17 protein-coding genes are annotated in these 20,621 nt (G+C 67.7%); 14 read left to right on the top strand and 3 right to left on the bottom strand.

The window, feature by feature from the left end:
• The first annotated feature begins 65 nt into the window (after window positions 1–65).
• The 3 genes from DB30_RS09390 (at window position 66) to DB30_RS09380 (ending at window position 5,742) form a co-directional block, all read left to right on the top strand.
• Window positions 66–1,466 carry a hypothetical protein gene (locus DB30_RS09390; RefSeq protein WP_205632946.1) on the top strand — a complete coding sequence of 467 codons (1,401 nt, stop codon included), beginning with the start codon at window positions 66–68 and terminating at the stop codon, window positions 1,464–1,466.
• 116 nt (window positions 1,467–1,582) lie between these two features.
• On the top strand, window positions 1,583–2,695 hold the full coding sequence (locus DB30_RS09385; RefSeq protein ID WP_146658364.1) for an efflux RND transporter periplasmic adaptor subunit: 1,113 nt from the start codon (window positions 1,583–1,585) through the stop codon (window positions 2,693–2,695).
• Window positions 2,692–5,742: an efflux RND transporter permease subunit gene (locus tag DB30_RS09380; RefSeq protein ID WP_052548001.1), complete on the top strand. Its 3,051-nt coding sequence runs from the start codon at window positions 2,692–2,694 to the stop codon at window positions 5,740–5,742. The genes DB30_RS09385 and DB30_RS09380 overlap by 4 nt, the downstream gene beginning before the upstream one ends.
• An 18-nt stretch (window positions 5,743–5,760) precedes the next feature.
• On the opposite strand, the gene DB30_RS09375 is transcribed toward DB30_RS09380, so the two are convergent.
• Window positions 5,761–6,288, bottom strand: a complete 528-nt coding sequence (locus DB30_RS09375) for a hypothetical protein (RefSeq protein WP_052547999.1) — start codon at window positions 6,286–6,288, stop codon at window positions 5,761–5,763.
• 56 nt (window positions 6,289–6,344) lie between these two features.
• Here DB30_RS09375 and DB30_RS09370 point away from each other — a divergent pair, with 56 nt between their 5' ends.
• Genes DB30_RS09370 through DB30_RS09355 form a run of 4 tightly spaced genes read left to right on the top strand, consistent with a single transcriptional unit; the run spans window position 6,345 to window position 8,909 of the window.
• Window positions 6,345–7,247 (top strand): hypothetical protein, encoded by a 903-nt coding sequence (locus tag DB30_RS09370; RefSeq protein ID WP_146658363.1) that lies wholly within the window; start codon window positions 6,345–6,347, stop codon window positions 7,245–7,247.
• A complete protein-coding gene (locus DB30_RS09365; protein ID WP_052547995.1) occupies window positions 7,247–8,185 on the top strand; it encodes a hypothetical protein in 939 nt (312 codons plus the stop codon). The genes DB30_RS09370 and DB30_RS09365 overlap by 1 nt, the downstream gene beginning before the upstream one ends.
• Before the next feature lie 6 nt (window positions 8,186–8,191).
• Window positions 8,192–8,461: a hypothetical protein gene (locus tag DB30_RS09360; RefSeq protein ID WP_052547993.1), complete on the top strand. Its 270-nt coding sequence runs from the start codon at window positions 8,192–8,194 to the stop codon at window positions 8,459–8,461.
• Entirely contained in the window at window positions 8,418–8,909 is a 492-nt protein-coding gene (locus DB30_RS09355) for a hypothetical protein (protein WP_052547990.1), read from the top strand. Before DB30_RS09360 ends, DB30_RS09355 begins: the two co-directional genes overlap by 44 nt.
• Before the next feature lie 76 nt (window positions 8,910–8,985).
• Here the strand turns inward: DB30_RS09355 and DB30_RS09350 are convergent, their stop codons facing one another.
• On the bottom strand, window positions 8,986–9,729 hold the full coding sequence (locus tag DB30_RS09350) for a TlpA family protein disulfide reductase (RefSeq protein ID WP_052547988.1): 744 nt from the start codon (window positions 9,727–9,729) through the stop codon (window positions 8,986–8,988).
• 108 nt (window positions 9,730–9,837) lie between these two features.
• Window positions 9,838–11,034: an MYXO-CTERM sorting domain-containing protein gene (locus tag DB30_RS09345; RefSeq protein WP_052547986.1), complete on the bottom strand. Its 1,197-nt coding sequence runs from the start codon at window positions 11,032–11,034 to the stop codon at window positions 9,838–9,840.
• Window positions 11,035–11,116: 82 nt separating this feature from the next.
• Here DB30_RS09345 and DB30_RS09340 point away from each other — a divergent pair, with 82 nt between their 5' ends.
• From DB30_RS09340 to DB30_RS09310, 7 genes are all read left to right on the top strand, one after another.
• Window positions 11,117–13,990: an NACHT domain-containing protein gene (locus DB30_RS09340; protein WP_146658362.1), complete on the top strand. Its 2,874-nt coding sequence runs from the start codon at window positions 11,117–11,119 to the stop codon at window positions 13,988–13,990.
• Between the two features lie 1,141 nt (window positions 13,991–15,131).
• Window positions 15,132–15,866 carry a hypothetical protein gene (locus DB30_RS09335; protein ID WP_052547979.1) on the top strand — a complete coding sequence of 245 codons (735 nt, stop codon included), beginning with the start codon at window positions 15,132–15,134 and terminating at the stop codon, window positions 15,864–15,866.
• A gap of 200 nt (window positions 15,867–16,066) precedes the next feature.
• Window positions 16,067–16,762: a hypothetical protein gene (locus tag DB30_RS09330; RefSeq protein WP_052547977.1), complete on the top strand. Its 696-nt coding sequence runs from the start codon at window positions 16,067–16,069 to the stop codon at window positions 16,760–16,762.
• Window positions 16,762–17,574 carry a hypothetical protein gene (locus tag DB30_RS09325; RefSeq protein WP_052547976.1) on the top strand — a complete coding sequence of 271 codons (813 nt, stop codon included), beginning with the start codon at window positions 16,762–16,764 and terminating at the stop codon, window positions 17,572–17,574. The genes DB30_RS09330 and DB30_RS09325 overlap by 1 nt, the downstream gene beginning before the upstream one ends.
• 124 nt (window positions 17,575–17,698) lie before the next feature.
• Window positions 17,699–19,000: a 1-acyl-sn-glycerol-3-phosphate acyltransferase gene (locus tag DB30_RS09320; RefSeq protein WP_052547974.1), complete on the top strand. Its 1,302-nt coding sequence runs from the start codon at window positions 17,699–17,701 to the stop codon at window positions 18,998–19,000.
• Window positions 19,001–19,128: 128 nt separating this feature from the next.
• Complete coding sequence (locus DB30_RS09315) at window positions 19,129–20,112, top strand: MSS51 C-terminal domain-containing protein (protein WP_052547973.1); 984 nt, start codon at window positions 19,129–19,131, stop codon at window positions 20,110–20,112.
• Between the two features lie 170 nt (window positions 20,113–20,282).
• Window positions 20,283–20,546 carry a hypothetical protein gene (locus DB30_RS09310; protein ID WP_052547971.1) on the top strand — a complete coding sequence of 88 codons (264 nt, stop codon included), beginning with the start codon at window positions 20,283–20,285 and terminating at the stop codon, window positions 20,544–20,546.
• The last annotated feature ends 75 nt before the right edge of the window (window positions 20,547–20,621 follow it).

Below are 20,621 nucleotides of genomic sequence, written 5' to 3'. Positions count from 1 at the left end.
GCAAAAAATCTCGCGGCGGCCTAGCATCGAGCCCACCCCCCGGTTGGGGCGGATGTGAGGGCTTCATGCGAATCGCTACACTGCCATTGACCTTGACGACCGGCCTGCTCCTGCTTGGGTGCGGCGGCACCGGCGCGACCCCCACGAACACCGACACGGGCATCTCGTCGTCGGGCATCTCGGCCGGCACCAGCGAGTCGAGCAGCGGCAGCAGCGACGACGGCGTGCTGTTCGACATGGGCGCCGACGATGGCTCGACCGCGAGCGCCGACGATGGCGGTGACGAGTGCGTCCCCGAGAACCTGCCCACGCCCAACGCCACATTGCAGGGCACGGTGTTCGCCCCAAACATGCAATTGCCGATCAGCGGCGCGCTGGTGTACCTGACAGACGACCCAGTCGAGCCGGTCCCCGACGGGGTCTACTGCGCGGCGTGTGTCGAGCTCGCCTGCGATGAACACTTCACGCTCACGGGCCCCGATGGCTCGTTCTCGCTGCCTGCCGTCGCCGGGCCGGGCCAGCAACTGGTCGTGCAAAAGGGCCAGTTTCTGCGGGTCATCGACTTTGACGTGGCCCAGGGAAGCAACGTGGTCCCGCCAGCCCAGAGCAACCTGCCGGGCCAGTGGAACCCCGCCGCGGGCATGTGGATCCCCCGGATCGCCGTGTACGATGCCGACCCCGATCGGGTGTTCAACGTGCTCGCCAAGTTCGGGCTGGGCCAGGTCAGCGGCAACGGCGAGCTGGTTCAGGGGACCGAACAATTCACGCTGATCAACGGCGCCGCGGACCAGGGCCAGACCTTGGACAACCTCGCGACGATGAACCAGTACCACATCATGTTCGTGCCCTGCGCCTCGACCAAGTACTGGGCCAGCGCGCCCACGGTGTCGGCGTCGCGGGCTCAGAACATTCGTGACTACGTAGAGGCCGGCGGAAAGTGGTACGCGACCGACCACTCCAACGAGTACATCAAAGAGCCGTTCCCCAACTATCAAGACTTCCACAACCCGGGCATGCCGGATCTTCAGCCCGCGTATTCGTCGATCAGCATCGTCGTCGACACCGATCTGCTGGCGTGGCTGCAGGCGCTGCCGCCCGCGCTCAAGGACATCGGCGGCGGCAACCCAACCCTGAACATGCTGCCGGCGTTTCAGACCAACCTCAATTACTCGGGGATCGAGGCCATCCACGATGTGATCGTGCAAGACGACATGGGCCAGGACGTGAACGTTGGCCACCACAGCTGGGTCGAGGGGCCGTGCTCGAGCTGCTCGAACCCCAACCAGCAGCGGCCCATGGCGATCAGCGGTCAGTACGGGTGCGGGCGCATGATGTACAGCACCTTCGAGACCTCGAGCGTCGCCCACCAGGGGCTCAACCCGCAGGAGCTGGTGCTGCTCTACATGATCCTCGAGATCGGCGTGTGCTTTGAAGATCCGCCGCCGCCACCGCCGCCCATCGAGTAGGCGCAGGTCGGGCGATTCGTCGCAGCCCGCCCCCATGGCTGGCACGAATGGGGTGACGCCACAATTGCGGGAGACCTTGGCTTGTCCGACCTCGAGTCGCGTGACAACGATCCCTCATGTCTACCCCGCGTTGCGGTCGCCGAGCCGTCGCGTGGCTCGGCGTGACGATGCTGCTGGCCTGTGGCGAGCAGGAGCTCGAGCCAGCCCCCGTGATCCGCCCGGTCAAGACATTCGAGGTCGGCTCGAGCGAGACCCACTTTGCGCGCGAGTGGCCAGGCCGCGTCGAGCCCACGCAGAACGCCGAGATGTCGTTCGCCGTCGCCGGTGACATCATCGAATTGCCGGTCGCAGAGGGCATGGCCGTAGAGAAGGGACAGCTGCTCGCGCGGCTCGACGCGCGCGCGTTCAGGGCCCGCCTCGATCGAGAGCGGGCGCAGCTTCGCTACGATCAGACCGAGTACGAGCGCAGCGCGGCCCTGCTCGCGCGCGAGGTCGTCGCCCGGGACGAGCTCGACCGACGCGCCCGCGCGCTGGCCATGAGCAAGGCCGCGGTCGCCGACGCCACGAAGGCCCTCGATGACACCGAGCTGGTCGCCCCGTTCGCCGGGACCGTGGCCAAGCAGATGGTCGACAACTTCCAGAGCGTGCAAGCCAAGCAGCCGGTCGTCGTGATCCACGACGAGAGCAGCCTCGAGATCGTCACGCACGTGTCACAGCGGGACTACGCGGCGAGCGAGCCCGGATTGACGGTCGCGGAGCGCAGCGAGCGGGCCGCTGGGCGTGTGCACGTGGTGCTCGACACCCGGCCTGACCTGAAGATCCCCGCACGCCTCAAGGAGCTCGCCACGGTCCCCGATCCAATCACCGGGACCTATGAAGTCACGTGGTCGTTCGAGTCGCCCGCGGAGCTGATGATCGCGCCAGGCATGACGGCCAAGGTCATCCTCGACGGGCTGTTGCCCGAGGCGACGCCAACCGCCAGGGTGTTTGTGCCGATCCAGGCGATCGCCGGCGCTGACGAGGGCGGCGCGTACGTGTGGGTCATCGACCCCCAAACGATGGCAGTCCACCCGGTCCCCGTGAGCACCGGCGACGCGAGTGGCGGCTCGATCGAGATCACCTCGGGCCTCGAGGGCGGCGAGAGACTCGCGACCACGGGCGTCAACGTGCTGCGTGACGGCGTCGTGGTCTCGCGCTTCGAAGATCTCTACGGCCCGGGAACGCCATGAACCTCGCGGAGCTGGCGATCCGCGGCAAGACGGTGACCTTGGTGTTCGCCGCGGTGCTGCTGGTCGGTGGGCTGATCTCGTTCATGGGCCTCGCGCGCCTCGAGGATCCAGAGCTCACGATCAAGGACGCGCTCGTCGTCACGCCCTACCCAGGCGCGAGCGCGAGCGAGGTCGAGGTCGAGGTCACCGATCGCGTCGAGCAAGCGGTCCAGGCCCTCGGTCAGACCAAGTACGTCCGCTCCAACTCGATGCCCGGGCTGTCGATCGTCAAGGTCACGATTAAGGACCACTACGACTCGACCGCGCTGCCGCAGGTCTGGGACGAGCTACGCCGCAAGATCACCGACGTACAAGGCCAGCTGCCCCCGGGCGCCGGGCCCTCGCAGGTCAATGACGACTTCGGCGACGTGTTCGGCGTGTTCGTGGCGATCACCGGGCCCGAGTACAACTACGCCGAGCTCGAGGCGTACACCAAGCAGCTGCGCCGCGAGCTGCTGCTGGTCCATGACGTCGCCAAGGTCGAGCTGGTCGCCACGCTCCCCGAGGTCGTCTACATCGAGATGAGCGTCGAGGCCAAGCTGCGGACCGGGCTGTCGCCCGAGCAGCTCGGCAGCGTGCTCGAGGCCAAGAGCCTGGTCGCCGATGGCGGGCGGATCCAAGTTGGTCCAGAATTCATCCGCGTCGAGCCAAGCGGCGGGGTCACCACGGTCGCCGACTACGAGGCCGTCCTGATCGAGAACCCCCAGACCGGCGCGCTGGTCCAGCTCGGCGACGTCGCCACGATCCGCCGCGGGTATCTCGAGCCACCCACGCAGCTGCTGCGCGTCGACGGGACCCGGGCGATCGGGCTCGCGATCTCGACGGCCCCAGGCGGGAACGTCGTGAGCATGGGCGAGGCGCTGTCCAAGCGCGTCGCCGAGCTCGACTATCTGCGGCCGCTCGGCGTCGAGTTCGAGGTCATCGCGCTGCAGTCGCAGGCCGTGACCGCGGCGATCCACGCGTTCATGGTCAACTTGATCGAGGCCGTAGCGATCGTGATCGTCGTGCTGTTGGTGTTCATGGGCCTGCGCAGCGGGCTGATCATTGGCAGTGTGTTGATCCTGACGATCAGCGGGACCTTCATCCTGATGAGCATCGCCGACATCGCGCTGCAGAGGATCTCGCTTGGCGCCCTGGTCATCGCGCTCGGGATGCTGGTCGACAACGCGATCGTGGTGACCGACGGGACCCTCGTCGGTCTCAGGCGTGGGCAATCGGCGGAGGCGGCCGCGGTCGCGACGGTCGAGCAGACCGCGAGGCCGCTCATGATCGCAACGATCATCGCGATCCTGAGCTTCGCCGCGATCGGGACCTCCGACGACGCGACCGGTGAGTACTGCGGATCGCTCTACCAGGTCCTGCTCTACTCGCTGTCGCTGAGCTGGGTCACGGCGATGACGGTCACGCCGGTCCTGTGCGTGATGTTCCTGAAGCCAAGCCAGACCCAGACCCAGACCCCCGAGCCCACCCCCACTCCTGGCCGCGTGAGCCGGGCCTATCAGCGCGTAGCATCGACGATGCTACGGCGCCGCTGGCTGACGCTGACCGCCACGGCCTTCGTGCTCATGGCCGCGCTGCTCGGGTTCGGGCGGGTCAAGCAGAGCTTCTTTCCAGACTCGACGCGTCCGCAATTCATGGTCGACTACTTCGCTCCGCGAGGCACCCACATCGAACACACCGAGGCGCAGCTGCGCGAGCTCGAGGCGTGGATCGCCGCGCAGGAGGGCGTGACGCAGGTTGCGACGATCATCGGCCAGGGTGCGCCGCGGATCTTGCTGACCTATGTCCCCGAGGAGCCGGACAGCGGCTATGGCCAGCTGTTCGTCGATGTCGACGACTACAGGAAGATCGCGGGGCTTCAACGCGAGCTGCAGGCCGCGCTCGAGCACCACTTCGTCGACGGTCAGGGCAACACCAAGCTGTTCATGCTCGGGCCTGGCGAGGGCGGCAAGATCCAGGTCCGGATCAGCGGCCCCGACCCCAACCACCTGCGCGCGCTCGCACGCGAGGTGATGGAGTTGCTCGAGGACGCGGGGGCACGCGGAGTTCGCAACGACTGGCGCCAGCGCGTCGAGACCCTGCGGCCGATCCTCGCGGAGGAGCCGGCGCGGCTCGCTGGCGTCGATCACCGCGCTGCCGCCCGGGCGATCGAAGCCGCGTTCGAGGGTCGCACGATCGGCGTGTACCGAGAGCGTGACATGCTGCTGCCGCTGATCGTCCGCTCGCCGCAGCGCGAGCGCGACGACGTCGCCAAGCTCGGCAATGTGCAGATCTGGTCTCCGACCGCGGAGCGCTGGATCCCGATTCGTCAGGTCATCACCGGAGTCGAGCTAGTCGAGGTTGACGATCTGATCCGCCGCCGCGATCGCGTGCCGACCATGACGATCCACGCAGATCCGCCGCTGGGCCAGCTCGCCGATCAGCTGCTCGAGCGCGTGATCCCAGACATCGAGGGGCTCGAGCTTCAGCAGGGCTACGCGTTCGCGCTTGGCGGTGAGTACGAGAAGTCATCGGACGCTCGGGCCGCGATGGCGCTGAGCGTGACGCTGTTCGGGAGCCTGATGATCTTGATGACGGTCGTGTTGTTCAACGCGCTGCGTCAGGCCCTGGTGATCTGGCTCTGCGTGCCGCTGTGCATCGTTGGCGTGACCGCCGGGCTGCTGCTCACCGGCCAGCCGTTCGGGTTCATGGCCATGCTCGGGCTGTTGAGCTTGGTCGGCATGATGATCAAGAACGCGATTGTGCTGATCGACGAGATCGATGTGCAGATCGAGCAGGGCACGCCGCGAGCTCGGGCGATCATCGAAGCGTCGAGTGGCCGCGTGCGCCCCGTCAGCATGGCGGCGCTCACGACCATGCTTGGGATGATCCCGCTGTTCAGTGATGCGTTCTTCGTGTCGATGGCGGTGACGATCGTGTTTGGCCTTGGCTTTGCCACGATCCTGACCCTGTTGGTGGTCCCCGTCGTCTACGCGACGGTGTTTCGCGTGGCTGCGCGCGAGACCTGACCCGACCCGTTCTCTTGCTCAGGGTCCAAGGCACGCGCCCACGTTGGGCGTGGTCGCGCCGTCCGGGAAGTGGTCGACGCAGCTGGTTCCGGGCGCGGGGCAATTGGGCGAGTCGAGGTTGCAAAACGAGGTGCAACAAAAATTGCTGGGGCAGTCGGGGAGCATCGCCATGGGCGCGCAAAAGCCCGAGATGCACTGCGGCATCGATGGATCGCACGAGTCGCCCAGCTTGATCATGCCAGGCAGACAGATGAACTGTTGCTCGTCCCAGGTGCAGGTGGTCCCGATCACGGGGCAGTCCACCATCAGCGGGTGACAGCTCGTGTCGCCGTCGCCGTCGCCGGTCGTGTCGCCGTCCCCGTCGCCGTCGCCATCGCCGTCGCCGTCGCCGTCGCCGTCGCCGGTCTCCGTGCTGCCCGTCTCCGAGTCGGCAGGCTCGATCGTGGACTCGGTGTTGCCGACGTCGGTCGTCGAGTCGCCGCAGCCGACCGTACCTAGGAGACCGAGCAGACAGCCGACCGCGAGCGGGTGCAAACGCGTGATCATGCTGCGATGGTATCGAACATCGGACGCGTGTTGGCGTAAGATGGCGCCGGAGATCGATGCCGACGAATGCCCTCGCCCTCGCGCTGACCGTTGCGTCAATGCTGACCGTGTCGCCGCCGGAGCAACCGGGGCAGGTCGACAACGGGCTCGCTCCTGCCCCCGCCCACGATCCGCAGCCGCAGCCGCAGCCGGTCGCCCAGCCTCAGCCGGTCGCCCAGCCTCAGCCGGTCGCCCAGCCTCAGCCGGTCGCCCAGCCGCAGCCGGTCGCCCAGCCGCAGCCGGTCGCCCAGCCTCAGCCACAGCCAGTCGGCCCGAGCCAGGGGCCGGTCCCGTGGCCCGGAGATCCGGCCTACGCGCAGCCCACCGACCCGCCTCCAGTCTACGTCGCGCCCGAGCCCCCGCCGCTCGAGGGCATTGGCTTGCTGATCACCGGCCCGTTGGTGGTCGGCGTGGGGGTCCCGTTCGCGTTCTTGGGCAACGCCGCGTGGCGGGACAACTGCGGGCCAGACAGCACCAACTCCGAGTGCGCCGACGGGAGCGCGGCCTCGGCCGCCTCGCACACGGTCACGGGCTTGGCGTTCGCAACCGGCAGCTTGTTGACGGCGATCGGCGGGAGTCGGCTGGGCAAGTCCAAGGCCCGGCGCGCCCCAGGCTACGACAGCACCGGGTATGTCGTTGGCGGGGCCGTGCTGGTCCCCGCGTCGCTGATCGGCATGGGGATGGTGCGGCTGTTCCTGTGGCTCCCCACCCCCGAGTGCGAGACCTACGGCTGCGTCTCGACCTACCAAAATACATCTACAATCGCGGTCTCGAGCTTGGCGCTGACCACCAGCGTGGGGGCGGCGCTGCTGACCTATGGCATGGCGTACAACCGCGAGTCCAAGCGTGTCCCACGGGTCTCGCTGCTGCCGAGCATGGGTCGCGGATACGGCGGGCTCACCCTCGGGGGGCAATTTTGATGCGCTGCCCATCCCAACTCGCGGTGTTGCTTGGGCTGACCAGTCTGAGCGCCTGCGTTCGCTGGGGTACGCCAACAGAGGACGAGTCGTTCGGCGAAGACACCAGCAGCGCCGAGGTGACCTCTGCGCCGCTCACCGAAGACGACAGCGATGACACCACCGACACCGGCGAACCGTGGCCGGAGGCGTGGCCGCTCCACCCCGACTCGCGGATCGTCGCGTGGGGGAAGACGGGGATCCCGACGCGGAACTTGGACATGTTCGAGAACGTGTTCATGTACCTCGCAGAAGGTGGGGATGGTGATGGTGATGGCGATGGCGATGGCGACGGCGACGGAGATGGGGACGGCGATGGAGACGGCGATGGAGACGGCGACGGTGATGGCGACGGCGACGGCGATGGAGACGGCGATGGCGATGGCGACGGCGACGGCGACCCGCCCGGCGATCTAAAGCTGCTCTGGCTCGCCGACTGCGACCCACGCGTGGACGCGCTCGGCTGCCTCGCGGGCAACGTCGAGCCCTTCTTCGCCATGGTCGACGGCCTCGGCACGATCACCTTCACGACGCTGGCGAGCGTCGACCCCCTCGCCTACGACGTCGTGATCGCCGATTTTTGCAGCGAGACCACCCCCGCGCAGGTCGGCGCGATGCTCGAGGACGGCGCGAACGTGCTGATCCTCGGCGACTACTGGTGCGAGTCAACGGCCGGGCTGAGCGCCGACGTCGCCAACGAGCTGCTCGAGCACATTGGCGTCCGGTTCAACGACAACCTGCTCTACAACCATGAGTTCCTGGTCCCCGCCAACAAGCAGATCAGCCTGCTCGACGCCGTACCGATGATCGACGCGTGGGGCCTCGCGCTACAGGACGTGGGCCCCGGCTTCGTCTCGGGCGTGGGGACGATCAACGGCGCCGCGATCACCAAGCGAGAGTGAGCCCGCATGAACACGATCCCCACCAAGTCGACATGGCTGGCGTTGAGCGCGATCCTGCTGTCCGGCTGTGGGCTGTTGGACGGCCAAGACGACGCGGAATTCGACGGCAGCGACGACGACAGCAACGACACCAGCAACGACACCGACACCCCGCCGCCGCCCACCGGACACCAGCAACGACACCGACACCCCGCCGCCGCCCACCGAGGGCTTTCGTGTCTGGCCCCAATACATGCTGCAGGCCGTCCCCGCGATCGTCACGATCGAGGAGGCTGACGGCACCGGTACCCCAAGCGCGTGCATGCTCGACGGCGCGCCCGAGGGCGGCTACGTGTGCGACGCAGCGCCGCTGATCGGCATGGACGCGCTGATCCGCGTGGACCGGGACGGCTTCGACAGCGCGCTGCGAGCCGCAGCGATCCTCACCAACCAGATCCAGCCGCTCGACGTCCACCTCAGCGTCGAGGGCGGCCCAACCGGGACCTGGAGCGCGTGCGTGGCCGCGGGCGAGTTCGACAGCTGCGCGGTCGTGTGCGAGGCCCAGATGCTCGGTTGCGTGGTCACGTCATGCGCGACCGACCAGCCGGAGTGGCCGATCGCCACGGTCGAGACCTTCTCCAGCCTCGAGTGCACCGACCTGCGAGAGTCGTTGGCCTCGAGCTGCGAAGAACAGCTGCCGCTCACGCCACACGTTGCCTCGCTGCGCTGCTGTTGTTCGGACTGAGCGCGACGGCCCCGAGGAGCGAAGCGACCAGACGCGCCAGCGGCTGCTGTCGGCGAAGTCCAAGGTCTATGTGGGGTCACGGATCCCCAGGTATGACGAGCTCGATGTCTTGGATCGAGGGGATGCCGAGCTTGGCGATCTTGGCGCCCGCTCCGACCAGCATCGTGCCCGGCAGCGAGATGCTGAACGAGCCGCCACCCGCGTCCATCGCAAACGGGTACCAGACGTCTTGCTGGCTACCGAACACGACCAAGCCGTCCTGGCCGTACGTGTCTGCCCAGGCTTGCACGTCGGCCTGGGTCGCCGGGTCACCGTTGACGCTCTCGCTCATGAAGGTGAGCGTCATCAGGCCCCGGCCGGCGTAGGTGTTGAACAAGTTGGCGATCTCGGGGGCGTGGCCTTGGCATGACCCGCACCACATCGCCGCGTACTCGAAGTAGATGGCGTCGTGGCAAAAGTCGTAGACCCGGACCGCGTCGCCGTACTGATCCGTGAAGGTCCAATCGGGGATGATCGTGCCCGGACCGACGCCGCCGGGCGACCACGCAGAGGGGACAACATCGGCCTGGCAGCACCCGACCTCCCAGCCGCCCTGGTAGGGGCTGGGCGTGTCGCAGGTGTCGAGCTCGGCGGCCTCAGCGTTGTCGCCGGTCTCGTCGCCATCTTCGTCGGTGCCAGTGCCGTCCGCGTCGCCCTCGCCCGCCTCGAGACCGCTGGAGAGCGCCTGCTCATTGGCCCCCGCGAGGTCGGCCGCGTCGCAGCCCGAAGCGAACAACAACGCCCCCAGACACGACACCATCGCTCGCGAGTGACCGGCCATCAGCCTGAATGCTTAGCACGAAAATCCAAGGTCGACGCGAATCTCGACCACGAGCGAGCCCGCCGGCCGCGGCAACATGCAGCGAGCGCTCGTGATCGTTGGATCGACTCAGGCTTGACCCAGGTCCTCGCGCCGCCGCGTTCGCAACCCGAGCAGCGCGAGGGCCAACAGCCCAAACAGCGCCCCGCCGCCGCGCTCGTCGCTGCTGCACCCACAGCCCCCGCCCGCGTCCTCGACGGCTGGCCCGGTCTCGCCGCCGCTGGTCTCGGCGGGTGCACCGGTCTCCGTCTCGTCGTCGTTGCCCTCGTCGGTGGTCATGGGCGGCGGCGGCGGCCCCGGGACGCAGGTGTTGGATCCAAGGATGCACATGTCGCCCTCGGGGCAGTCTTCGTTGCTCAGGCAGCAGTCCTCGATCTGCGTGTTCATGCACCCGCGCTCGGAGTCGCAGGTGTCGAGGGTGCAGGGGTTGGTGTCGGCGCAGCTGATCGCCACGCCGATGCACATGCCCTCCGTGCAGGTGTCTGCGTCGGTGCAGACGTCAACGTCGTCGCAGGGGTTGGTGGTCTTGGGGTAGGCGCAGACCCCAGCGTTGCACTCGAACTCGGTGCACGGGCCCATGTCGTCGAGGCAGTCCGCGGCGGTTTGACAGGGCACGCCCAGCCCCCACACCCACGTGTCCGAGGTGCTGCCCGAGCCGTTGATCGTGTAGTCGAGGCCGCCGAACAGATCGTCGTTGCCGTAGGTGAGCAGCCCGATCGGCACGCCCATGGTGTCGATCCCGACGAACGCCGAGTCTTGTTCTTCCGGCTCCCAGGTGACCTGCCCGATCAGCTCACCGTTTTGGTCCCACGCGGTGAGGAACTGCGGACCCGCGCCGCCGCCCGCGGTCAACCCAAACTGGGTGACGGGCTCGCTGAAGGTCATGGCCCCCGCGTAGAACACCGTCAGGCCCAGCGCCACGCCGCCGCCCCCGATCGGATCTGGGAAGTGGTCGCCCGGCTTGACGTAGATCGGGTTGATCGCCTCGCCCATGGTCGTGACGCCGGGCAGGATCGTCGCCAGCTCGCCAACGTGCAGGGTCAGGCCCACCCCCGCGTACTGGTCCAAGGGCACATCGCCGGTCGGCCCCTCGTCGAACAGCGCCGAGCCGGCCACGCTGGCGATCTGCGTGACGTCGTCGAGGGCGGTGACGTTGCCCTGCGCGGTGATGGTTCCGGCCGAGGCCACGGTGGGCAACAGGCCCGCCAGCGCGAAGCAGGCGAACGATCCAAACAGGCGTAGGTGGCGGGGGATGCTAGTTGTCATGGCAGATCGCCGGCCAGTCGCCGGGGTGGGCGGGATGATACGACGAACTTCGAGATCGCGTGGAGTTTAGTACCATGTGAGCGTGATCCGGCGACTCGTGGTCGTGCTCGTGGCGCTGTGGATCGCCATGATCGCGGTGCCGGCCCAGGCTGGGTCCGGGGACGACGCGCGAGTGATCTGTAGCGGTCGCGGCGAGGATCTGGGTGAGCTGTCGGATCGTGAAGAGCGCGAGCTCGTCGACTGCCTGCTGTACCGGCTGGATCCGGCCAGCACGGACGCACAGACCCAGTGTTGCGAGGGCGGTGACTGCTGCGTCGAGGGCTCGTGCGTGCGGCGCAGCTGCGACGACGTCAAGCAGGCGCTCGGCTACTTGGCGGGCGTGACCAACGTGCCAAGCCAGGGGCTGGATCGCCTGGTCTCGCTCCGAGATCGGCGCGCCGTCACCTACATGAGCTGGGGCTGGGCTCGCTACTTCATCGATGCCCTCACCAACCTTGGCTACCACGCGAATTCTCCGCAGCAGCCGGTGTTGGCGGACGCGCTGAAGATCTACCTGGACCCCGCGTGCGTCCGCGACTCACCCACGAGCGGATGCAGCAGCCGCCCCATGGACTCCGCCAAGCGGCTGACGAAGCTGCTCGCCAGCAAGCCGTTTGCGAGCGCGCAGTTCTGCGAGGTGCTCGTGATGCTGCTGCCCAGCGGCGTCGACAACGAGCTTCGTCGCCATGTCATCAAGGCGCTGCTCGTGCTCGAGCCCACCGGCGATGCCCGCGACGAGGCGATCGACGAGCTCTTGTCGGTGTTCAAGACGGCGTGGCGCAACGACGTGGCGCTGCGGGCTCAGGCGATCCACGCGGTCGCGCAGCTGCGCTGGCGTGGCGGCCCCACCGAGGATCGTTCGCGGCGATTGCTGCTGCAGTACATGGACGCAGGCGCCCGGCCGCGCGAGCTGTACCGGCCAACGGTCGAGGCCGTGGCGATGGGCATGGGTCGCTACGTCAGTGAAGACGTCGAGCTCGTCGCCAAATTGGTCGAGCTGATCGACGACGCCGAGCTCGGACCGCTGGCCCGCGACGCGCTCGAGCGGATCCCCAAGCACGAGGGTGGTCGGCCCGAGCTAGTCGAGCTGTTTGCCCCCCTGCTCGAGGCCGACGCGAGCGGCTCCGAGACCCAGCTGCGGGTCGCGAGCTGGGTCCGGCGCCACGGTGACCAGGCCACGGTCGACCAGCTGTTCGCGCGCTTGTCGGCGGCGCCAACCACCCGCGACGCGCTGCGTCAGCGCATGCTCGAGCTCGCGGTTCCGCCCACGCCAGCGCCCAAGCCCACGCCACCCCAGGTCGCGCCCAACCCGAGCGATCCCAACGCGAAGCCAGCCGACCCGCCGCACGAGCGACGGCGCCAGCGGGCGCGCACGCCCGACGCCAGCGGCGACACCTCAACTCCCGACGACACCGCCGGCGTCCTCGCAACCACCTGGCGCAAGCTCAGCGATTGGTGGGAGTCGGACCACGACGGGTGGCTCAAGAGCCTGCTGATCTTGATCGTGCCTGGCCTCGCGTTTGGCCTGTTGCTGCGACCGCTCTTGTTCCTGCACCCGATCAGCGTGCACCGGCTCGATCGTTGGATGTACCAGCGCCTCGCGCCCGGGGGCCGGCCCGCCAAGCTGCGCACGGGTCAGTTCTTGCGGACCCGCTACTTCGACCACCCCAAGGTGTGTCGGCTCTGGGTCGCGCGCGCCTACGCTGCGCACGAAGCCTGCATTCGCGAGCGCGGCGGCTACTGCGATCAACTGCCGCCCGTGTTCCCGCGGCTGAGCTTCAGCCGCCGCAAGGACATCTCGATCGAGAGCCCCGCCGCGCTCGTCGCCGAGCTGTTCGAGACCCGCAGCAGCCCGCGTCGGACCGTGATCTTTGGCAACGCGCACACCGGCAAGAGCCAGCTCGCGCGGGCCGTGGCCCGCGAGCTGCTCACCGCACGCAAGGTCATCCCCATCTACATCGACGTCGCGGCCCAGTGGTTCGAGACCCACCCGCTCGATCGAGATCAGCTCCACGCGCTGGTCGTCGAACACCTGCACGAGATCGACACGCTGAGCGCGAAGCCGCCGCCAGAGTTTGTCCGCGCGCTGATCCGCGATGGCCACGTCGTGGTGTTGCTCGACGGGGTCGAGCAGCGCCACCAGCAGATCGAGGCGCTGCTTGGGGCCGACCCCGAGCCCAGCACCTCGAGCGCCCTCGACAATCACCACGCCCGCCCCCTGCCCTCGCTGCTGATCTTCTCGCGCCGGGACTTCACCGGGCCAATTCGCGTGGACCGACGCGCGCGACTGGACGAGGTCGCGCTTGGATCGTGGCCAAAGTTCGGCGTCGATCCCGAGGCCGCCCGCGCGCAGGTTGGGGATCGCCCGGTGCCGGTCGGGGTGCTGGCGAGCATGGTCGAGAACGATCACGCCGTGAATTGGGACGCCTACGCCAAGGCCCTCGTCGCGCCGCTGGTCGACTACGAACAACCACGGGCCCACGCTGCGCTGATCGCCGTCGCGGGCTATCGAACCATCAAGCGCCCCGTGCAGACCCGCACAGCCCTCGACGAGCTCGCCAAGCAACACGGGTGGCGTGCCCTGTACGAGCCGCAGTGGGCCTTGGACCACAGCTTGTTCGACATCAACGGCGAAGAGCTGGTCTGGCGGCTGCCGCACTTCGAGGCCTACTTGCTGACCGAGTACCTGCGCCGCGAGCTGGTCAGCGAGCCGATCGATGTGGACGTGGATCGGATCGTGCGCGAGTGGTTGGCCGCAAAGATCCCCCCGGATCCGCTGCAGCGACTCGAGGCCGGGCCGCTCGAGCAGCCTGCGCGGGACCGACTGGCCACGTGGCGCAAGCAGATCGAGGACGCGCGGGCCAAGGCCAACGCGAAGCAGCCTGCAGATCACGACGCCGCGCCCCCGACCACTTAGCCTAGAGCGCCGATAGCGAGGAACGCAAACCCGGCGCAAGAGAGTTGGAGGAGTCGTGCAAACATCATCGTCATCCGCCTTTCTGCACGACCTCTCGCATCCGAAGGCTGCGTTGCGGGGTTGTGCGCTCAGTCTGGAGGCGGCGTGTTCGATTGCGTCATCCGCTGCCGCCGGCTCTCGAGCGCCCCTGCAACCCCAAGCATCATTGGAGAGAGGGCGATGACGAGGGCCCCGGCAATTCCGATCGCCAGCAATGTTTTCCACGGAGCCCACTCCATTAGGCCGACGATCAACAGCACCCCGATGAGAGGGATCCATCCGTACCGAACGAGCCCTTTCACAATCATGGCGAATATATGCAGACGTCGAGAGTGGGGTGCGGGCTCGGTCATGGAGCCCCCGTAGCAGAGGCGAAGCCATATACAACTGAAAACCCTGCGCCAGATGAGGGACAAGGACGGTGGACTCAGTCGTCCCAATCAGGCGAGCGCTGACCGCCGCAAGCAATCCGGTTGGATTCACCATGCGACTGAGGTAGCTCCCGCAGGGGCGCAGGCGAGCGACGATATTGCGTCAAACGTCAAGTCTCTCGATTCCCAGCTACGTGCACACTGCGGCCCCGCAAGTCTGCGGGGAGCAACAAGGCCAGCAACTCCAAGCCGGACCCAGGCGAATGGATCTTGCCCAGTCTCACGGTGCGGCGGGCACGAGTTGCTGCGTGGCCGAGAAGGTCGAGCCGGACGGGGAGGTGGCGAACGGCTCGCCGACGCCTCGCATCGATCTGAGGGGGCACCGCGGTTGAGAGCGCGGGGCTGCCGCGGGCAGCGACAGCGACGCTCCGCGGGCGTGGTGCCATGTCATACCACGGCATCTGCTCGATCGCCGACAGCCGGCGGATCACGACGCCGCGCCCCCGACCACCTAGCCCCGAATCGAGGCCCCGCGCTGACCAGCACCGTCTGCCGTGGTACACCCCCAGCGGTGACCGCGGTCGATTGCGACGATGAGCAGCCTTAGCGAGCTTCGACGGGGCACTGGCGCGAGCCGATCGGGCAGGATCACACGGGGTACGATTGCGTCGACGCTGCTGCTCGGCCTGAGCCTCATCGCTTGCCGTGGAGCGCCGCCGACCCGAGCGCCGGTGGCGATCGCCATGGCGTCGGGCGGCGGGCAGCTGTTCGTCGCCGAGGCCGGGCAGCTGTGGGTGTTGGCGGTCTCGCAACGCGACGGCTTGGCGCGCGCACATCCGCGTGAGCTCGACGGGCCGTGTGGATCTCATGTCGACCTCGAGATCTGGAACCACGAGCTGTTCGCGCTGTGTGCCGACGGTCGCAGCTTTGCCATCGCCGAGCCCGGCGATCACCAGAGTCCGCCGGCCGACGCGTGGCGCGAGCTGCCCGTCCGCGACGCCTCGTTCGTCGCCTTCCAGCGCAGCGACGCAATGCTGCTCGGCGTCACCAGCGAAGCCGAGCTTCACGTCCTCGCGTCGCACTCGGACGTCGCAGCGGAACACGCCGCGACCCTCGATCGCTTCCGCGGACCCGAGCGCGGCGGACCGGAGCAGCTCGGCCTCGCCACCTTCATCGCCTTCGAGCCGTTCTCGGCCCATACCGTGGGCTTGCGTCGCGGCCCCGAGTTGGTCGTGAGCAGTCCGCAGGCCATGTTGAGCTGCGCGATCCGGGCACGCGACAGCATCGTCACCGATCTCACGCTCCCGGCCTACGACGAAGCGGTCGCCGCGACCCTCGTCGACCGTCGGGGTCGCACCTCGATCATCCATGTCCATCGAGACCCAAACGGCCGGGCGTTCGCGGGCGCCTTCGGCCCACGCGGCGGTCGTCGACTCCACCCGTGGGTCCGCTGCAGGCAGTTGTGATGCGCGGGTTGGCCTCATACCCGACTCGAGAGTCGTGGTGCGCGCGCGGTGTCTGTTGCTATCGTGGGCGGATGACGAGCCTGGCCCTGCTTCGAATACCAATGAAGGTCGCTTCAGCTCCCAGTCGCCCGAACTTTGCGGCCGCTCCGACGCAGTCCCAACCGCCGGCAAGCCCATCCCAGCAGGCTATCAATGAGTGGATGCTGACCCGCAGGCCTGACAACCTCGGCAACGAGCCCTGGCAACAGCCGCCGCAAGCCGCGAGCAACCACGAGGCCGTGACCGGCCAGTTCGTCGACGGGACCAGCGAAGCCGACATGGCCGCCGGCAAGAGCATCGGCAGCAAGCACCGGTTCATTCGCCGCGCCGCCCAGGCGTTTGGCAGCGCATACGTGTCGAAATCGATCGCCGACGGCCGCGAGTACTTCAGCTATATCGTCGAAAATGACAAGCGCTACGCACATACGTCGGTGTTCCGCGGACCGCAACCGTACTGGGTCGTCAATCCAAACGCTGCGACAGACACCAATCAAAAGCCATACTCGCTGGTCAAGGACCTGGGCAACAACATCCCCAAACCGCCCCCGCAGGCGGTCGCTACCGTTCACACCCACGGTCCCGCGGGCGAGGGCACGACGACGAGGGCCAGCGCGACTGACCACACCGGCTTTCGTGAGTATTTCAATCGCTTCAACCTGACCCAGCATTATGTGATCAGCGGAACGAGCAAGGACGTGTTGTTCGGCCCGGATCGCCCGTCCATGAGCGAGTATCGCGTCGACAACGGCAACAAGTCGCCGGGGCCGTCCTGGAGCGAGGTCGGCAAGCACAGCAAAGGCACCGGGCCCACGGTTTGGGAGCGCGAGACCCCGGCAAGGGCGCTACCCCGGTTTTGATGCGCCGCTGGACGTTGATCTGCGCGGCCCTGTGGCTGTCGAGCACGACCGCTTGTCTACCGAGCCCGCCAGTCGTCGCGGCGACCGGGCTCGCGCTGAGCTCGGATCACATCTACCTCGCCGGCCCAGGCCCCGAGCTCACGCTGTTCGTCGTGCATGACGGTGAGTGGGTCGCAGACGGGTCGCTTCACGGTCCATGCGAGATCACCCTCGACGTCGAGCTACATGCCGACCAGCTGGTGGTCTTGTGCAGCGATGGCAGCGTGTTCTCGAGCTCCGTGCGCACGGCGAGCGTCGACGCCAACCCGACCTGGACCGCCCACGAACTCCCGCCAGCCCAACCAGAGCAGCTTCAGCGCACGGACGCGAGCTTGAGCCGGATCGGGATCGTGACGCCGCCACCTCCGAGCGACGGGAGCATCCGACTGCACGGCCCGGCGCCCCAGGCCAGCCGCGACGCGCTACTGCCGAGGCCGGCTACGGGTCCAACGGATCTCTGGGTTGGTTCGCTGAGCTGGGGTCCGGCGAGCGCCAACGAGGCCGGTGACGCGTTCGCGCTCCCGGCCCAGCTGAGTCGTCACTGGCAGCTCTCGCTGATGTCGACCCGCCATGGCAACGCGCTGTGCGTCGTGTCCGAGCGCCGCTTCGGCTGGCTGCGCGATGTTGCGGTCGATCAACAAGGCCGGCGCTTCGCGGCGCTCGCGGGATCCACCTTCTTCGTGATCGACCTGGGCGACGCGGCGCTCGACGTCGATGCGATCGATCTCGCGACAGCGACCGTTCGACGAACCGGCTGGCGCTGCCGACGATGACGTTGTCACCGGCGGAAGCACTGTGTCGAGAGCGCAGGTCGGAGCTCTGGAGACGTGTGATAGAGAACTCCCGAATGATTCCTGCGAGCGACGACACGGTGGACTACACCACGGGCTCCTGACCATGCGCGCGTTCTTGACTGCCCTGTCCCGGCTCTTGCTGCGGATCTTCTTTCGCCGGATCGACAACGTCGACGCCGGGCGGGTGCCTGTGGACGGCCCGCTGCTCTACGTGCTCAACCACCCCAACGGGCTGCTCGATCCCTTGTTCATCCTGTGCGAGTCGCCGCGACCGGTGACCTTCTTGGCCAAGGCGCCGCTGTTTCGCACGCCGCTCATCAAGCACTTCGTGCGTGGGTTCGAGTGCTTGCCCGTCTACCGGACCCAAGACGGCGCGGACCCGAGCAAGAACCGCGAGGTCATCATGCAGTCGATCGCGCTGCTGGCCGGCGGGAAGGTGCTGGCGCTGTTCCCCGAGGGCACGACCCACAGCGATCCAAAGCTCAAGCCGCTCAAGACGGGCGCCGCACGGATCGCCGCCAGCGCCAGCCGTGAGGTCAGCGTTCGGATCGTGCCAGTTGGGATCGACTACAGCCGCAAGGCCACGTTTCGCAGCGACGCGCTGCTGATCTACGGCGAGCCAATCATCACGCCGCAGCTCGAGCTCGATGACCAGCTGCGCGCCTCGGCCAAGGACGTTGAAGCCCTCAACGCTGCGATCACGGCGGCGCTGGGCCAGGTCACGCTGCAGGCCGAAGACGCCCAGGCGCTGCGTCTGGCCGAGCACGCGGCGCTGATCCTGTCGGGCGCGCGCAAGGACGCGGGCGAGTCGGCCCTCGAGAGCTTTGACGTGCGGCGGCGGCTCGTTGACGGCTACCAACGCTTGCGCGAGCAGGCCCCCGCGCCGCTCGAGCAGCTCGCGGAGCGCGTGCGCAGCTACGCGGCGCAGATGTCGATGCTGGGGCTGCCGCTGGATCACCCCGCCGCGATCCCGCGGCCTGCGATCCGCAAGTATGTGCTGCGCCACGTCCTCGTGATGCCGCTGCTGCTTGGCCCGGCCTTGCTCGGGATCCTCACCCACTACCCGGCGTATCGTCTTGTCGGTTGGCTGAGCCGGCGCATCGCCAAGCAGGAAGAGGCGGTGATCGCCACGATCAAGCTGATCGGCGGACTGCTGTTGTTTCCGCTCAACTGGATCGTGATCAGCGTTGGGCTTGGTGTCGCGCTGGCGTGGCCATGGGGGCTGCTCGCGCTGCTGGCCCTGCCGCTGGTTGGCTTCGCCGCGTTGCTGTTCAGCGAGCGGGTCGCCGATCTGATCGATCGTGCGCGCGGGCTGTGGGTGATCACGACGCAGGCGGAGCTCGCCGGGCGCCTGGCCGACGAACGCCGCGCGATCTACGACGCGATCATGCGCTTGGATCAGTAGTCATCACAGACCGCTGGCGTTCGGTGCGAACGACCGCGATGACCGACAGACACGCGCCACGATAGCGGCCGACGAGCGCACGTCGAACGTCATCGGGTGACGGGGTCTCGATCCACTACTCTCCCCCCGTGCCGCCGCTGCTCGACTATCCCATCCAGGTCTCCGAGCTCGAGAAGATCGCCCGACTCTCGCCGTCGCCGGCTGTGCAGCGTGATCCGCCAAGGCTCGGCAACGCCAACGCTGCCGCGGCGTGCCTCGTCTGCGGGCTCCCATCGGCGAGGGCCTGCGCCGCGTGTGGTGGCGTGAGCTACTGCGGCGAGGCTCACCAGCAGGTCGACGCCCGCTGGCACGACCTCGTCTGCGCCGACCTGCGGGCGAACGCAGAGGACGCCGCGTTGGTGGCGAAGGGGCTGCGTAACACGCTGGTAGCGACGCTCGTCGAGCGGATCCATCGCGCTCGGATCGACGACCTCGCCAGCTGGGACGACCTCCTCGAGGCCAACATCGTCGGGGCCCGGCGGCGCCTGCTGACCGACCTGGCGACCCGCCCGCTGACCCTCGCGCGCGCGCTCGTGGACCTCGGCATCCCAGCGCGGGCGGCCCAAGCCGGGGTCCTCACGATCCACGTGATGGCAGCCGCCAAGCGCGAACGCGAGGTCCCGGCCGCGCTGTGGGCGACCCTCGCTCGGCTGTTCCCTGGGACCCGCTTCGAGCTCACGCTGGTCGGCCCAAGGCTCGACGACTCGCCCGACCCCGATCCCAGGCCCGCCAATTCGCCGGTCAAGCTCCGCGCTCGAACCGGGCTCTATCGCCGCAAGCTATGGAGCGAGTTCGGCCGCCCGGACCTCATTATTGGCTACCACTGCGGACTCCACCTCTACCCCAGCTGGGAAGCAACAATCCTCGAGCTGCGCGGCTCGGGCGTCCCCTTCGTGATCACGAGCTACCGGTCGTGGGAGGCCGCCGCCGAGGCCCGGCTGCTGACCTCCGTTGGCGTGACGCAGGTTCGCCCTCCAGCCCCAAACCCGTTCGCGTCGCTGGCCTGCGACCGATCGTCGACGATCGCCAATGATGTCTCGCGCGACAACGCCTGGGTCACCGTCTGGCGCTGATTCAAGGTGTGGGATGGCGCGGCAATCAGTGCGCTCTTCAGATTGTTGCCAATACCGCCTCCAATAACAGCCAAGGGCAAAGGCCAAAGGCCACATAGAACCTGGGACACGTATTTCGTGGGTCTGCTCGTTGGCACATTCCTGGACCCAGCAGATCTGCGCTCCTCAATGTGGCGCTCAACGAGAATGTGACCACAATCCAGACGGCAGCGCATAAACGCCTACAATGTCGCGAGAAGCGGGGCAAGACCAGCCGGAATATCAGCCATGTCATCATTGACGTGAACCCCGAGACCGGTGAAGCGGAGCCCTGCGATCTCGATGTCGGGCTGCCACAGCTTCGGTTGATCAGCGCTGGGGACATGATCGATGTGCACATCGGCTCGGGCTACTTTGACGGCGTTGCTCCGCACGCAAAACCAGACAGGAGCTGAGCGCGACTCGACGCCCCTGATCGCAGCAGCGGCGCTGAGCAGGCACATCAGCCGGGCTGTGTCCACACACGCGCG

Source organism: Enhygromyxa salina, from assembly GCF_000737335.2.
GTDB classification, from domain to species: domain Bacteria; phylum Myxococcota_A; class Polyangia; order Nannocystales; family Nannocystaceae; genus Plesiocystis; species Plesiocystis salina_C.
Note: the sequence above shows the minus strand (reverse complement) of the source record. Positions and strands in the feature narration are given on the sequence as shown.

What these genes read in the sequence shown, in the direction of transcription:
- DB30_RS09390 (WP_205632946.1), top strand. Translation starts at nt 66, where the DNA reads ATGCGAATCGCTACACTGCCATTGACCTTGACGACCGGCCTGCTCCTG.
- DB30_RS09385 (WP_146658364.1), top strand. Translation starts at nt 1,583, where the DNA reads ATGTCTACCCCGCGTTGCGGTCGCCGAGCCGTCGCGTGGCTCGGCGTG.
- DB30_RS09380 (WP_052548001.1), top strand. Translation starts at nt 2,692, where the DNA reads ATGAACCTCGCGGAGCTGGCGATCCGCGGCAAGACGGTGACCTTGGTG.
- DB30_RS09375 (WP_052547999.1), bottom strand. Translation starts at nt 6,288, where the DNA reads ATGATCACGCGTTTGCACCCGCTCGCGGTCGGCTGTCTGCTCGGTCTC.
- DB30_RS09370 (WP_146658363.1), top strand. Translation starts at nt 6,345, where the DNA reads ATGCCGACGAATGCCCTCGCCCTCGCGCTGACCGTTGCGTCAATGCTG.
- DB30_RS09365 (WP_052547995.1), top strand. Translation starts at nt 7,247, where the DNA reads ATGCGCTGCCCATCCCAACTCGCGGTGTTGCTTGGGCTGACCAGTCTG.
- DB30_RS09360 (WP_052547993.1), top strand. Translation starts at nt 8,192, where the DNA reads ATGAACACGATCCCCACCAAGTCGACATGGCTGGCGTTGAGCGCGATC.
- DB30_RS09355 (WP_052547990.1), top strand. Translation starts at nt 8,418, where the DNA reads ATGCTGCAGGCCGTCCCCGCGATCGTCACGATCGAGGAGGCTGACGGC.
- DB30_RS09350 (WP_052547988.1), bottom strand. Translation starts at nt 9,729, where the DNA reads ATGGCCGGTCACTCGCGAGCGATGGTGTCGTGTCTGGGGGCGTTGTTG.
- DB30_RS09345 (WP_052547986.1), bottom strand. Translation starts at nt 11,034, where the DNA reads ATGACAACTAGCATCCCCCGCCACCTACGCCTGTTTGGATCGTTCGCC.
- DB30_RS09330 (WP_052547977.1), top strand. Translation starts at nt 16,067, where the DNA reads ATGCTGACCCGCAGGCCTGACAACCTCGGCAACGAGCCCTGGCAACAG.
- DB30_RS09325 (WP_052547976.1), top strand. Translation starts at nt 16,762, where the DNA reads ATGCGCCGCTGGACGTTGATCTGCGCGGCCCTGTGGCTGTCGAGCACG.
- DB30_RS09320 (WP_052547974.1), top strand. Translation starts at nt 17,699, where the DNA reads ATGCGCGCGTTCTTGACTGCCCTGTCCCGGCTCTTGCTGCGGATCTTC.